This window comes from Streptosporangium sp. NPDC001681, assembly GCF_040298085.1.
In the GTDB taxonomy this organism is placed as follows: Bacteria; Actinomycetota; Actinomycetes; order Streptosporangiales; family Streptosporangiaceae; genus Streptosporangium.
In genome coordinates, this window is sequence record NZ_JBEOZN010000130.1 from 13,385 (window position 1) to 27,129 (window position 13,745).

Here is a 13,745-nt window from a genome sequence, read left to right on the forward strand (position 1 = left end):
ACGAGGCGAGAACCCCCGCGAGGCAGGAGGCTCATCTCGTAAGGCGTGGGCCGCTCGGGAGCGCGCTCACCGAAGCACGCTCACAGGAAACGGCGCGTACGGCTCAGGACGGCTTCGACGACCGGCTGACCGCGATCCAGCGGTCGAGGGTCTCCCCGGCGGCACCGGAGTCGACGGCCCGCATGGCGCGCTCGTAGCCCGCGGCCATCGCGGCGTTCAGGTCGCCGCCGGCACCGTCGAGGGCGACCAGCGCGGCCGCGGCGTTCAGCAGCACCGCGTCGCGGACCGGGCCGGTCTTGCCGCCGACCAGATCGTGCACGGCCCTGGCGTTGAAGGCCACGTCCCCGCCGCGCAACGCCTCGGGCGCCGCCCTGGGGATGTCGAGGACCGCCGGGTCGAAGACGGTCTGCTCGGCGCCACCCTCGCGCACCACCCAGACCGAGGAGGTCGTGGCGATGGTGAGCTCGTCCAGCCCGTCGTCGCCCCGGAAGACCAGGGCGGAGACCCCGCGCTCGGCGAAGACGCCCGCGACGACGGGGAGCATGCCCGCGTCGAAGATGCCGATCGCCTGGGCGTCGGGCCTGGCCGGGTTGGTCAGCGGTCCCAGGAAGTTGAAGACCGTGGGGATGCCGATCTCCTTGCGCGGCGGGCCCGCGAAGCGTAGTGCCGGGTGGTAGACCGGCGCGAAGCAGAAGGCGATGCCGGCCTCCACCGCGACCCTGGCGGTGTCCGCGGGAGACAGGTCGAGCACGATCCCCAGGTGTTCCAGGACGTCGGCGGCGCCGCACGAGGAGGAGGCGGCCCGGTTGCCGTGCTTGACGACCCTGGCCCCCGCCGCGGCGGCCACGATCGCGGCCATGGTGGAGACGTTGACGGTGTGCGCCCGGTCACCGCCGGTGCCGACGACGTCGACGACGGGCCCCTCGACCGACAGCGGGGTGGCCAGCTCCAGCATCGTGCGCGCCAGGCCGGTCACCTCCGCGACGGTCTCGCCCTTCGCCCGCAGCGCCACCGCGAAGCCCGCGATCTGGGCGGGCGTGGCGGAGCCGGACATGATCTGGTTCATCGCCCAGGCGGTCTCGTCCGCCGTCAGGTGCTCGCCCGCGAGCAGGGCGGACAACAGCGCCGGCCAGGTGGTGCGCGCGTCCATGCGGTTCTCCAGGAGGTTTTACCGGGCGGTCAGACGAGTGGACAGGCGGCGGCGCATCAGGTCGGCGACGGTCTCCGCGAGGACGACCGGGTCGATCGGCTGCGGCACGACGGCCTCGGCGCGCGACCACTCGGCCAGCCAGCGGTCGTCGCGACGGGCGATCAACAGGCAGATCGGCGGGCAGTCGTGGACCTCGTCCTTGGCCTGACGGGCCACCCCCATGCCCCCTGCGGGCTTGGCCTCGGCGTCGAGCACGGCGACGTCGATCTCACCGGAGTCGAAGTGCTGGACGACCTTGGCGTGGGTGGCGCACTCCACGATCTCCACGAGGGGCACGTCGGCGGCGGGGCGGCGGCCGAGTGCCTGCCGCACCTTCTCGCGGGTGCTCGCGTCGTCGCTGTAGACGAGGACCCTCATCTTGTCGTCGGTGCTCACGGTCGCGCTCACTATCCCTCGTCGATGTATGGTCACCTGGGATGCTACCGGTCAGCCGGCCTGGAGACCCAGGCCGGAGCCACAGCTGAGCAAATTGCCCCATACGTCCCCTTTTTAGGGGCGTATGCACCCCCTATCGGGGGGTCGTGCGGCGACCCGAGCAGGAGAGCCGCAATAATGCTGCCCGTGGCGACAGCATCCGCAATTTCAACGACGACGACAGCACACTCGTCCCGCAGACCCGATCTGGTCAGCGTCGGGACGATTGTCTGGCTGTCCTCCGAGCTCATGTTCTTCGCGGCGCTGTTCGCGATGTACTTCACCATCCGGTCTGTGAGCCTCAGCCAGGAAATGCCCTGGCCGGAGGCCCACCTGAACGTCCCCTTCGCCCTGGGCAACACGATCATCCTGGTCCTGTCGAGTGTGACCTGCCAGCTGGGCGTGTGGGCGGCTGAGAAGGGCCAGGTCGCCAAGCTGCGTTTCTGGTACATCGTCAGCTTCCTGATGGGCTCCGTGTTCGTGGCCGGCCAGCTGTACGAGTACAACGAGCTGGTCCACGAAGGACACACCCTGTCGCACAGCGCGTACGACTCGGTGTTCTACCTGACCACGGGCTTTCACGGCCTCCACGTGACCGGTGGACTGATCGCGTTCCTCTTCATGCTGGGACGCACGTACGCCGCGAAGCGCTTCACCCGTGAGCAGGCGACCAGCGCGATCGTCGTGTCCTACTACTGGCACTTCGTCGACGTGGTCTGGATCGGCCTTTTCGTAACCATCTATGGAATTCAATAAGGAATCGGGGATCTCTGTGAATAGGATCACCGCTGGGCGGCGGCATCCCCTCGCGAGATACGCCGTCCTGCTCCTGGCCCTGGCCCTGATCGGCGGGGTCTACACCGTTGCCCTGACGGTCTCCTCCAGCAGTCAGGCCGACGCCGCCATCGCGTCCGGCAGGGCCGACGACGTGGCCGAGGGCAAGAAACTCTTCGAGCAGAGCTGCTCCAGCTGCCACGGGCTCAACGCCGAGGGCACCGCCCAGGGTCCGACCCTGATCGGCGTCGGCGCCGCCTCGGTGGACTTCCAGGTCAGCAGCGGCCGCATGCCCCTGGCCAACCCCGGCGCGCAGGCACCGCGCAAGCCCCCGCCGCCGTGGGTCGCCAAGACCAAGCGCCCCGACGGCACCTACGAGGCCGTCGACCAGCTCGCCGCCTACATCCAGTCGCTAGGCGGCGGTCCGGCCATCCCGGGCAAGGATCAGGTCGACCCCGCCATGGGAGACAAGGCCAAGGGCGGCGAGCTTTTCCGCGCCAACTGCATCCAGTGCCACAACTTCGTCGGCTCGGGCGGCGCCCTGACCCAGGGCAAGTACGCTCCGCCGCTCCACGAGGCCACCCCGACGCAGATCTACGAGGCCATGGTCACCGGCCCCCAGGCGATGCCGGTGTTCAACGACAGCATCATCACTCCCGAGCAGAAGCGGGACATGATCGCCTACATCGTGGGCGTGCGTGAGGAGCCCAACCCGGGCGGCGCCGGTCTGGGCCGCATCGGCCCGGTCACCGAGGGTCTGGTGGCCTGGGTCGTCGGACTCAGCCTCCTCTCCCTGGCCGCCATCTGGATCACCGCGAAGAGGCGACAGGCCAAATGACTGAGAACAATCACGGCATCGAACAGCCGGAGGAACGCGTGCCAAGGCGCGTCATCGGCACCCCCCCACCCGCGGCGAGCACCTCCCTGCTCGGCACCGAGGAGCGCCCGTCGACCGAGGTCGTCCAGGTTCCCGGGGTGACCCCGCAGGACGAGGCGACCGCGAAGAAGGGCGAGAAGTACGCCGCCCTCTGCTTCCTCGTCGCCTTCCTGGCCGGCATCGGCTTCGTGGTGTCGTACGTGGTCTTCCAGGTCGGCGACATCGAGAAGACGCAGGTCTCCAACCTCGCGCTGGGCGGCACGCTCACGCTGGCCCTGCTCGGGCTGGCCGCGGGCATGGTGACCTGGGTCCGCCTGGTCATGCCCAAGTACAACCTGGTCCAGGAGCGCCACCCGATGGCCTCCGACACCGAGACCCGGTCCTACGTCGGTGAGACCTTCATGCAGGGCGCGGCCGAGAGCGGCATCACCAAGCGCCCGCTGCTGCGCCGCACCCTGCTGATCGCCGCCGCCCCGCTCGGCCTGGCCCCGCTGGTCCTGCTGCGCGACCTCGGCCCGAGCTACAAGGACTTCCCCGCCAAACTGCGGCACACCGTCTGGGGAGAGAAGACCAAGGACGGCAAGAACCGCAAGCTCCTCGTCGAGGGAAGCGGATCACCCATCCGGGCGGCCGACTTCAACTCCCCCGGCGGCATCCTCTCCGTGGTGCCCGAGGGATACGAGCACGACCTGAACGCACTGGCCAAGGCCACCCTGATCCTGATCAAGTTCCGCCCCGAAGAGCTCAAGTCCGGGACGAACCTGAACTGGACCCACGACGGGATCGTGGCGTACTCCAAGATCTGCACGCACGTCGGCTGCCCTGCGGCCCTGTACGAGCAGACCACGCACCACATCCTGTGCCCGTGTCACCAGTCGACCTTCGACGCCGCCGACGGCGCCAAGGTCATCTTCGGTCCGGCGGCCCGGCCTCTTCCCCAGCTGCCGATCGCCGTGGACGAAGAGGGATACCTGGTGGCGACGGCGGACTTCCCCGTCCCCGTCGGGCCCAGCTTCTGGGAACGTGGCGACGCCGAGGCCGAGTTCCGTGAGGCCGAGGCCCAGAAGGGAGCCCAATCATGAGCACCCCCGTTCCCCAGCCCATCGCGGGCGCGAGCGGCTTCGTCGACGACCGCATCGGAGCGGGAAACTTCCTGCGGCGGAACCTGCGGAAGATCTTCCCCGACCACTGGTCGTTCCTGCTCGGTGAGATCGCGCTCTACTCGTTCATCGTCCTGCTGCTGACCGGCACGTTCCTGACGTTCTTCTTCAAGCCCAGCATGGGCCACGTGGAGTACACCGGCTCGTACGGCCCGCTGCAGGGCGTCATGATGTCCGAGGCGTACGCGTCGTCGCTGGCGATCAGCTTCGACGTGCGCGGCGGCCTGCTGATGCGCCAGATGCACCACTGGGCCGCCCTGCTGTTCATCGGCGGCATGATGGTGCACGCGCTGCGGGTGTTCTTCACCGGCGCCTACCGCAAGCCGCGCGAGCTGAACTGGCTGATCGGCGTGCTGCTGCTGACGCTGGCCCTGGCCGCGGGACTGACCGGCTACTCCCTCCCCGACGACCTGCTCTCCGGCGCCGGTCTGCGGATCACCGAGGGTGTGGCGATCTCGCTGCCGCTGGTCGGCACCTGGATCACCTTCTTCCTCTTCGGCGGCGAGTACCCCGGCGTGGACATCGTCTCCCGGTTCTACTCGCTGCACATCCTGCTCATCCCGGGCATCCTGCTGGCACTCATCTCGGCTCACATGATCCTGATGTGGGTCCAGAAGCACACGCAGATGCCGGGCAAGGGCCGCACCAACGAGAACGTGGTGGGCGCGCCGTTCTACCCGGCCTTCATGGTCAAGGCCGGCGCCTACTTCATGTTCACCTTCGGCGTCATCGCGCTGCTGGGCACCTTCGCCCAGATCAACCCGATCTGGCTGTACGGTCCCTACACTCCGGCCGACATCTCGGCGGGCTCTCAGCCCGACTTCTACATGGGCTTCCTCGAGGGTTCGCTCCGTCTGATGCCCGCCTGGGAGATCAACGTCCTGGGCTTCACGCTGCCGATGAGCGTGCTGATCCCGGCACTGGTGCCGATGGGCATCATCATGACGGGACTGGCGCTGTATCCGTTCATCGAGCAGTGGGTCACCGGAGACCGCCGCGAGCACCACGTCGCGGACCGTCCCCGCAACAACCCGCACCGCACCTCGATCGGCATCTCCGCGATGACCTTCTACGGGGTCCTGTGGCTGCTCGGCGCCAACGACGAGATCGCCGCGTTCTTCCAGGTGTCGCTGAACTGGACGACCTACGTCGGCCGGGTTCTGATCTTCGTCGGTCCGGCGATCGCCTACTACGTCACCTACCGGATCTGCCTGGGCCTGCAGCGCGCCGACGCGGCCGTCATCGGCCACGGCGTGGAGTCCGGTGTGATCAAGCGACTGCCGCACGGCGAGTACATCGAGGTGCACGTCCCGCCCAACGAGGCCGTCGAGGCCCACATGCGGGGCAAGGAGCCGGTCCCGGTCCTCACCGGGGGCGGCGGTGGAGACGACGACGGCATCCCGTCCAGGGCGATGCGCGGTCCGCTCGGCAAGCTCCGCACCAAGATGAGCGCGGCCTACGGCGGCGAGAAGATCCCGCTCGACGACGGCCACGGTCACGGTGAGGGCCACGAGGAGCACACCGCGGTCGGCCAGGGTGGAGACGACAAGTCCCTGACCCACTGATCCGCCACGGCTGACGCCACACGAGAGGCCCGGACACCGCACGGTGTCCGGGCCTCGACGTCTTTCCACCCTTTTCCCGACGTTCCCCCCCGCCGGGGGACCCGGAAGGCCCCCTGAGCCCCCTTCAGGGGCCTCCGCGGGCACCTCCGGTCAGGCGGGGGCGCGGCCTCAGACGTCGTCGGTGGTGAAGTGCTTGAGGCTGCTCCACTTGAGCCATTCCCGCCAGCTCTCCTGCCAGTGCCCCCAGCCGTTGGTGGGCTCCAGGACGCGGGGCGAGCCGGTGATGATGATCGGATCCCCGATCAGGGTGTTGTCGAGGAACCACTTGGCGTTGCTCGGGCTGACGTTGACGCAGCCGTGGCTGACGTTGGAGTAGCCCTGGGAGCCGACCGACCACGGGGCGCTGTGGATGTACTCGCCGCTGTTGGAGATGCGGACCGTGTCGTAGACGGTCAGCTGGTAGTAGCCGGCCGAGCCGGGCCCGATGCCCGGAGAGGTCATCACCGTGACGTTCTCCCTGGACATCGCCAGGTGCACGCCGCTGGTCGTGTGGTACTTCCAGACGCCGCCCTGGCCCGCGCTCATCGGGATCTCCCTGACGATTTTGCCGTTGCGCCGCACCGTGAGGTGGTGGGAGGGAATGCTGCCCCGGGTGATCTGCGCGCGGCCGACCTTGAAGTTGACCGTCCGGTTCGCCGCGCCGTACAGGCCGGCGCCGCCACGCACCCCGGCCAGCCGGGCCTCGACCCTGACCTTGGTGCCTGAGGGCCAGAAGTTCTTCGGGCGGAAGTGCACGTTGCGGTCGTCGAACCAGTGCCACGCCCCCAGGACCGGCCTGGAGGTACGGACGAACAGGTTGCGCTCGACGGAGACGCGGTCGGTGACGGGGTGGTCGAAGGTGATCATCACCGGCATGCCGACGCCGACGGTCAGACCGGTCATGTCCCGGTCCGGCATGAGGCTCTCGATCGCGAAGGTCTCGCGGCTCTTCACCGTGGAGAAGGACGAGGTCGTCTGGGTGACGGCGCCCGCCGGATTGACCGCCGTCACCGAGACCTCGTAGGAGGCTCCTGGAGCCGCCGTACCACGACTGCGCCACTGTGTGCCGTCGGCGCTGAGAACGCCCGGCAGAGAGCCTTTGGCGCCCTTCACGGCCCTGACGGTGACCGACTTCAGGGTGCCGCCCTGCGCCGCGACCAGGACCGGAGTGTCCGTGGGCACTCCCCTGGCCCCCTTGAACGGTGCCACGGTGACCACGGCGGCGGACTCCGCCTGCTGGGACGCCTGCGGCGCCTGGTCCTGGCGTACGGCTGTGCTTGTCGAGCAGGAGGTCGTCACCAGCACGAGGGCCAGCAGTCCCGCTCCCTGGCTCGAACCACGGATCGCGTGCCCCACATGAACTCCCCTGTCCCGGACTGAACCACTGATTCAGTTATTACCCGGAGTAAGCGGTCCACCACATAAGACATCCACCCTGAGCCCCAAATAAACGCCAAAAAGCGGGCCACGGAAGTTTTTCCGTGGCCCGCTTTTCGCGGTGGGACGCGGGGTCAGTGCGAGAAGTTGCCCCGGTAGTACTCGAAAACGAAACCGATCATGCTCATGATGATCGCGAACACGCCGATCAGGAACAGCCACCAGCCGATGACCAGGCCGACCCCGGCGAGCGAGACGGCCAGGCAGACGAAGAGCGGCCACCAGCTGTGCGGGCTGAAGAAGCCGAGCTCTCCGGCACCGTCGCTGATCTCGCCCTGCTTGTTGTCCTCCGGCTGATCGCCGATGCGGCGGGCCGTGTACATCAGGTAGTAGCCGATCATGAGCGCGAAGCCCACCGAGATGGCCATCGCCGTCGTGCCGACCGGCTCCCTCGACCAGTACCAGTAGACGACGTCCACGGCGGCGAAGAAGACGCCGCAGAGGATGAACAACCAGCCCTGGACCTTCATCGGACCTCCTCCAGCTCACGGGGGGCCGGGGTGTGCGGGTACTTGAGGTCGAACGCCGGGCGTTCGGACCGGATGCGAGGCAGCGAGATGAAGTTGTGCCTCGGCGGCGGGCAGGACGTCGCCCATTCGAGGGAGTTGCCGTAGCCCCACGGGTCGTCCACGGTGACCTGCGGCGCGGTCTTGTGGGTCTTCCACACGTTGTAGAGGAACGGCAGCGTGGAGGCGCCCAGCAGGAACGCGCCCACCGAGGAGACCATGTTGAGGTCGGTGAACCCGTCGATCGGGCTGTAGTCGGCGTAGCGGCGCGGGAAGCCCTGCGCGCCCAGCCAGTGCTGGACCAGGAAGGTCGCGTGGAAGCCGACGAACAGCGTCCAGAAGTGGATCTTGCCCAGCCTGTCGTTCAGCATCTTGCCGGTGAACTTGGGCCACCAGAAGTAGAAGCCGGCGAACATCGCGAACACCACGGTGCCGAAGACCACGTAGTGGAAGTGCGCCACCACGAAGTAGGAGTCGGACACCTGGAAGTCCAGCGGCGGGGAGGCCAGGATGACACCGGTCAGACCGCCGAACAGGAAGGTCACCAGGAAGCCGATCGAGAACAGCATCGGCGACTCGAACGACAGGTGGCCGCGCCACATGGTGCCGATCCAGTTGAAGAACTTCACCCCGGTGGGCACCGCGATGAGGAACGTCATGAAGGAGAAGAACGGCAGCAGCACCTGGCCGGTGGCGAACATGTGGTGCGCCCAGACCGTGATCGACAGACCCGCGATGGCGATGGTCGCGCCCACCAGGCCGATGTAGCCGAACAGCGGCTTGCGGCTGAAGACGGGCAGGATCTCGGTCACGATGCCGAAGAACGGCAGCGCGATGATGTAGACCTCGGGATGGCCGAAGAACCAGAACAGGTGCTGCCAGAGCAGCGCCCCGCCGGTGGCGGGGTCGAAGATGTGCGTGCCGAGCTTGCGGTCGGACTCCAGCGCCAGCAGCGCGGCGGCCAGCACCGGGAAGGCCATCAGCACCAGGATCGAGGTGAGCAGCACGTTCCAGGTGAACATCGGCAGGCGGAACATGGTCATGCCGGGCGCGCGCATGCACACGATCGTGGTGATGAAGTTCACAGAGCCGAGGATCGTGCCCAGACCGCTGATGGTCAGGCCGACGATCCACAGGTCGCCGCCGATGCCCGGGGAGCTGATCGCGTTCGACAGCGGGGTGTAGGCGAACCAGCCGAAGCTGGCCGCGCCGCCCGGGGTGAGGAAGCCCGACAGGGCGATGGTGCTGCCGAAGGTGAAGAGCCAGTAGCTGACCATGTTCAGCCGCGGGAAGGCGACGTCGGGCGCGCCGATCTGCAGCGGCATGAGCTCGTTGGCGAACCCGGCGAACAGCGGGGTCGCGAACATCAGCAGCATGACGGTGCCGTGCATGGTGAACAGCTGGTTGAACTGCTCGTTCGTGGTCAGCTGGAGGCCCGGCTGGGCCAGCTCCGCCCGCATGATCAGCGCCATGACGCCGCCGATCAGGAAGAAGACGAACGAGGTGATCAGGTAGAGATGTCCGATGATCTTGTGATCGGTGGACGTCATCCACTTGACGACGACCGATCCCTTACGGGCCGGCGCCGGGGGAAGGGGGACTGCTGGGTTATGCGCGGTCACTGGGCACCCGCCTGGCTAGCGATGTACTGGTCGAACTCGGCCTGGGACACGAGCTTCACCGAGAAGAGCATCCGGCTGTGGTCCACACCGCAGAGCTCGGCGCAGCGGCCGGCGTAGACGCCTTCCTTGTTCAGCGTCTGGATCTCGAACTTGTTGGTCACACCCGGGATCACGTCGCGCTTGAAGTGGAACGCCGGGACCCAGAAGGAGTGGATGACGTCCGGCGAGTGGAGGTCGAACTCGATGTTCTTCCCCACCGGCAGCTTCAGCTCGGGGCCCTTGGTGTAGTCGGCCGCGGGCAGGCCCACGACCTGGACGGTCTTGCCGTTGTACTCCGTCGTGAAGCGCCAGCTCCACTGGAAGCCCTCTACCTTGACCTTCACGTCGGGCTTGCCGGACAGGGTGTTGATGTAGTTCTGGTCCCGCGCGGTGAAGAAGAAGAACACGCCGACCATGATGATCGGCACCACCGTGTAGAGGATCTCGATCGGCAGGTTGTACCGCACCTGAGGCGGCAGCTCCTCCTTGGAGTTCTTCTTCTTACGGTGGAAGGCGACGGACCAGAGGATCAGACCCCACACGACCACACCGGTGGCGAGGGCGGCGATCCACGATCCGTTCCACAGACTCTGGACGGATTCGGACTGCTTGGTGACGCCCACGGGCAGGCCGCCTCGGGACCATTCTTCGGCACTGCACGCCGTCAGGGAAACCAGCAGCAGCGCCAGAGCGGCAGCGCGTGGCACCCGGCGGCGGGCCAACGGACGCCGTGCGGAACGGCGGGTCGGACTCACGGATCGCCTACCCCACAGATGAAGCCCAGGAGTCGCTCCTGGGCGGTCGTTTGTTCACGTTCAAGATTTGTAGTTCACAGCTTCACGCTGGGGGACACATTAGCGCGGACAACCGTCGCCCCCCCGCGCAGCCCCCGCCCGCACCGCGCGTGGTGCGACGATTGGAGCGTGGCGTACTTCGACGCGGCCTCCACTGAGCCGCTGCACCCCCAGGCTCGGGAGGCTCTCATCGCGGCCCTCGACGTCGGCTGGGCCGACCCCGCGAGGCTGTACGGTTCCGCTCGCCGGGCAAGGATGTTACTGGAACAGGCGAGGACCGAGGTCGCCGAGGCCCTGGGCGCCAGAGCCGACGAGGTCTCGTTCACCTCGTCGGGCACCCAGGCGGTGCACCTGGGCGTGCTCGGCACCCTGCACGGGCGCCGCAGGAGCGGCCGCCGCCTGGTGACCTCGGCCGTGGAGCACTCCAGCGTGCTGCACGCGGCCGGCATCCACGAGCGCGACGGCGGCTCGGTCGAAACGGTCGGCGTCGGGATCACCGGCGCCGTCGAGATCGGCGCCTTCCGTGAGGCGGTTCTCGCCGAGGGCACCGCCCTGGCCTGCCTGCAGAGCGCCAACCACGAGGTCGGGACCGTCCAGCCGGTCGCCGAGGTGGCGGCGGCGTGCGCCGAGGCGGGGGTGCCGCTGCTGGTGGACGCCGCCCAGACCGCGGGCCGGATGCCGCTGCCCGGCGGCTGGTCGGTGCTGGCCGCGAGCGCGCACAAGTGGGGCGGCCCGGCGGGGGTCGGCGTGCTGGTGGTCCGCAAGGGCACCCGGTGGCGCAGCCCGCTGCCCGAGGACGACCGCGAGCGCCGCAGGGTCCCCGGTTTCGAGAACGTGCCGGCGATCGTCGCGGCGGCCGCCGCGCTGCGTGCCACGGTGGCCGAGTCTGCCGTGGAGTCGGCCAGGCTCTCCGCGCTCGTGGACCGCGTCAGGAGCGAGGTGCCCCGGCTGGTCCCCGATGTCGAGGTCATCGGCGATCCGGTCGTGCGGGCGCCGCACATCGTCACCTTTTCGTGTCTTTACGTGGAAGGTGAGGCACTGCTCACCGAACTCGACAAGGCCGGATTCTCGGTATCGTCCGGCAGTTCCTGCACGGCGAGTACGCTTCGTCCATCACATGTTCTGGAGGCCATGGGCGTGCTCACCCACGGGAACGTGCGGGTGTCGCTGCCCAGGGGCACCTCGGCGGCGGATGTCGACCGTTTCCTCGCCGTTCTGCCCGGCACGGTACGCAGGATCCGCGAGGAGGCGGGGGTTAAACTGTGATCAACACTTGGGAAGTGAAGACTCCATGACGTCCAGCCAGGCCAACCCGGCGGGATCGGCCCAGAGCCCGGCACTGACCATCGACGCGCTGGGCAAGAAGTGCCCGATTCCCATCATCATGCTGGCCGAGCAGATCAACTACGTGCCGCTCAACGCGATCGTCGCGGTCCTGGCCGACGATCCCGCCGCCTTCACCGACATCCCGGCCTGGTGCCGGTTGAAGTCGCACCACCACGTGGCCAGCTACGAGCTCCCCGAGCGCGGCTGGTCCATCCACGTGCGCCGCAACTACTGACTTGTCCTGAAACTGGGTATGACCCTCCCCGAAAATCCATCAAACGGTTCGGGGGGACATTATGAGCGGCGAGACCGCCAGGAGTCTGATGAATGCCGGGGTCCGGTGCGTGGAGGCACACGAGACGCTCGACCGGGCCGCACAGATGATGCGCGACATGAACGTGGGCGCGCTACCCATCTGCGGCAGCGACGACCGGCTGAAGGGGATCATCACCGACCGCGACATCGTGGTCAAGTGCGTGGCCCATGGCATGGACCCGTCCAAGGTCACCGCCGGTGAGCTGGCGACCGGCCTGGTCTGGGTGTCGTCGGACGCCAGCGTCGACGAGACGCTGGCCAAGATGGAACAGAACCAGATACGGCGGCTGCCGGTGATCGAGGACGGCCGCATCATCGGCATGATCAGCGAGGCCGACCTGGCCAGGCACCTGCCCGACAACAAGCTCGCCGAGTTCGTGCACCGCGTCTACGCGAGCGCCTGACACCTTCCAGGACGGCATCCCGCCCGGCTGAGTGCCCGATGTCGGGTGATCTCAGCCGGGCGTGGCTCAGCCGCCGGTCCAGCGGTGGTCCGGGCCACCGGTGATCCCGGCGGTGCCCGGCGCCGGCCGGCCGCTGTCCGAGCGGCGGCTCAGGCGTGGTGGCACTTCACGAAGCCGGCCACCTCGGCCGCCGCGTCGGTGCCGTAGGCGTCGGCGAAGCGCTCCAGGAAGATCTTCTGGCCGAGTTCGTACTCCTGGCCGCCGACGCGCTCCAGCACGTGGGTGGCGGTGAGGTTGCCGACCTGGCCGCAGCGCTCCAGGGACAGGTCCCAGGCCAGCGCCGCCAGGAAACCGGACCTGAAGGCGTCTCCCACGCCTGTGGGGTCCGCCTTGCCGAGCTCGGGCGCCGGGGGGACGTGCAGCGGCGGCTCGTCCTTGCGGTCGATGACGACGCCCTTGGGGCCGAGCGTGGTGACCCGGACGCCGACCCGGTCGAGGATCTCCTCGTCGGTCCAGCCGGTCTTCTGCTCGATCATGCCCTTCTCGTAGTCGTTGCCGAACAGATAGGCGGCGCCGTCGACCAGTTCGCGGATCTCCTCGCCGGGCATCCGCGCGAGCTGCTGGGAGGGGTCGGCGGCGAACGGGATCGCGCGCTGGCGCGCCTCGGCGGTGTGCCTGAGCATCGCCTCGGGGTCGTTGGGGCTGATCAGCACCAGGTCCAGGCCACCGAGCCGCTGGCTGATCGGGCCCAGCTCGATGAGACGGGCCTCGGCCATCGCACCGGTGTAGAACGACGCGATCTGGTTGTGGTCGTCGTCGGTCGTGCACAGGAAGCGGGCGGTGTGGTGCAGCTCCGAGACGTGGACGGAGTCGCAGTCGACGCCGTGACGCTCCAGCCAGGAGCGGTAGTCGGCGAAGTCCGCGCCGACCGCGCCGACCAGGACGGGCCGAAGACCCAGGCAACCCATGCCGAAGGCGATGTTGGCCGCGCAGCCGCCGCGGCGGATCTGCAGGTCGTCCACGAGAAACGACAGGGAAATCCGGTGGAGCTGATCGGCGATGAGCTGGTCGCCGAAGCGGCCCGGGAAGGTCATCAGGTGATCTGTCGCGATTGAGCCGGTGACGGCGATGCGCACGGGGTTCTTCTCCTCGTTGTCAGCATCTCTGGGAACGTGGGCGATCGAGCCACGCAAGAATACGCGACCTTGTGGGCGCGCGAAGGCCCCGCGCGGGGGGGGAATTGCCCCCCCGGGGATAGGAAGA

General features: G+C 68.2%; 14 protein-coding genes. 7 read left to right on the forward strand and 7 right to left on the reverse strand.

What is annotated here, in order from left to right; translation table 11 throughout:
• Positions 1 to 103: 103 nt before the first annotated feature.
• Together trpD and ABT130_RS38570 are read right to left on the reverse strand one after the other, a co-directional pair.
• A complete protein-coding gene (trpD, locus tag ABT130_RS38565) occupies positions 104 to 1,150 on the reverse strand; it encodes an anthranilate phosphoribosyltransferase (protein WP_350964161.1) in 1,047 nt (348 codons plus the stop codon).
• 18 nt (positions 1,151 to 1,168) lie between these two features.
• The gene (locus ABT130_RS38570; RefSeq protein ID WP_350930325.1) at positions 1,169 to 1,567 is read right to left on the reverse strand and encodes a DNA-binding transcriptional response regulator; all 399 of its coding nucleotides are present in this window, start codon (positions 1,565 to 1,567) and stop codon (positions 1,169 to 1,171) included.
• A gap of 195 nt (positions 1,568 to 1,762) precedes the next feature.
• Here ABT130_RS38570 and ctaE point away from each other — a divergent pair, with 195 nt between their 5' ends.
• From ctaE to qcrB, 4 genes are read left to right on the forward strand one after another with little or no spacing between them, the layout of a single operon-like run.
• Complete coding sequence (gene ctaE, locus ABT130_RS38575) at positions 1,763 to 2,380, forward strand: aa3-type cytochrome oxidase subunit III (protein WP_350964163.1); 618 nt, start codon at positions 1,763 to 1,765, stop codon at positions 2,378 to 2,380.
• A gap of 16 nt (positions 2,381 to 2,396) precedes the next feature.
• Positions 2,397 to 3,236 carry a cytochrome bc1 complex diheme cytochrome c subunit gene (qcrC, locus tag ABT130_RS38580; RefSeq protein ID WP_350964165.1) on the forward strand — a complete coding sequence of 280 codons (840 nt, stop codon included), beginning with the start codon at positions 2,397 to 2,399 and terminating at the stop codon, positions 3,234 to 3,236.
• Positions 3,233 to 4,357: a cytochrome bc1 complex Rieske iron-sulfur subunit gene (gene qcrA, locus ABT130_RS38585; RefSeq protein WP_350930309.1), complete on the forward strand. Its 1,125-nt coding sequence runs from the start codon at positions 3,233 to 3,235 to the stop codon at positions 4,355 to 4,357. The genes qcrC and qcrA overlap by 4 nt, the downstream gene beginning before the upstream one ends.
• The gene (qcrB, locus tag ABT130_RS38590; protein ID WP_350964168.1) at positions 4,354 to 6,000 is read left to right on the forward strand and encodes a cytochrome bc1 complex cytochrome b subunit; all 1,647 of its coding nucleotides are present in this window, start codon (positions 4,354 to 4,356) and stop codon (positions 5,998 to 6,000) included. The genes qcrA and qcrB overlap by 4 nt, the downstream gene beginning before the upstream one ends.
• A gap of 168 nt (positions 6,001 to 6,168) precedes the next feature.
• Here qcrB and ABT130_RS38595 read toward each other — a convergent pair whose 3' ends face one another.
• The 4 genes from ABT130_RS38595 to ctaC form a co-directional block, all read right to left on the reverse strand.
• Positions 6,169 to 7,395, reverse strand: coding sequence for a L,D-transpeptidase (locus ABT130_RS38595; protein ID WP_350964171.1), 1,227 nt, complete (start codon positions 7,393 to 7,395; stop codon positions 6,169 to 6,171).
• 155 nt (positions 7,396 to 7,550) lie between these two features.
• Positions 7,551 to 7,946, reverse strand: a complete 396-nt coding sequence (locus ABT130_RS38600; protein ID WP_350964174.1) for a cytochrome c oxidase subunit 4 — start codon at positions 7,944 to 7,946, stop codon at positions 7,551 to 7,553.
• Complete coding sequence (gene ctaD / locus ABT130_RS38605) at positions 7,943 to 9,532, reverse strand: aa3-type cytochrome oxidase subunit I (protein ID WP_350930305.1); 1,590 nt, start codon at positions 9,530 to 9,532, stop codon at positions 7,943 to 7,945. The genes ABT130_RS38600 and ctaD overlap by 4 nt, the downstream gene beginning before the upstream one ends.
• A gap of 68 nt (positions 9,533 to 9,600) precedes the next feature.
• Positions 9,601 to 10,398 (reverse strand): aa3-type cytochrome oxidase subunit II, encoded by a 798-nt coding sequence (gene ctaC, locus ABT130_RS38610; RefSeq protein ID WP_451936052.1) that lies wholly within the window; start codon positions 10,396 to 10,398, stop codon positions 9,601 to 9,603.
• Positions 10,399 to 10,566: 168 nt separating this feature from the next.
• Between ctaC and ABT130_RS38615 the strand changes: the two genes are divergently transcribed.
• The 3 genes from ABT130_RS38615 (at position 10,567) to ABT130_RS38625 (ending at position 12,482) form a co-directional block, all read left to right on the forward strand.
• The gene (locus tag ABT130_RS38615; protein WP_350930303.1) at positions 10,567 to 11,703 is read left to right on the forward strand and encodes a cysteine desulfurase family protein; all 1,137 of its coding nucleotides are present in this window, start codon (positions 10,567 to 10,569) and stop codon (positions 11,701 to 11,703) included.
• A 25-nt stretch (positions 11,704 to 11,728) separates the two neighbouring features.
• Positions 11,729 to 11,998 (forward strand): sulfurtransferase TusA family protein, encoded by a 270-nt coding sequence (locus ABT130_RS38620; protein WP_037970066.1) that lies wholly within the window; start codon positions 11,729 to 11,731, stop codon positions 11,996 to 11,998.
• A gap of 88 nt (positions 11,999 to 12,086) precedes the next feature.
• Complete coding sequence (locus ABT130_RS38625; RefSeq protein ID WP_350964180.1) at positions 12,087 to 12,482, forward strand: CBS domain-containing protein; 396 nt, start codon at positions 12,087 to 12,089, stop codon at positions 12,480 to 12,482.
• A 149-nt stretch (positions 12,483 to 12,631) separates the two neighbouring features.
• Here the strand turns inward: ABT130_RS38625 and ABT130_RS38630 are convergent, their stop codons facing one another.
• On the reverse strand, positions 12,632 to 13,618 hold the full coding sequence (locus tag ABT130_RS38630) for a carbohydrate kinase family protein (RefSeq protein ID WP_350930301.1): 987 nt from the start codon (positions 13,616 to 13,618) through the stop codon (positions 12,632 to 12,634).
• Positions 13,619 to 13,745 lie beyond the last annotated feature (127 nt).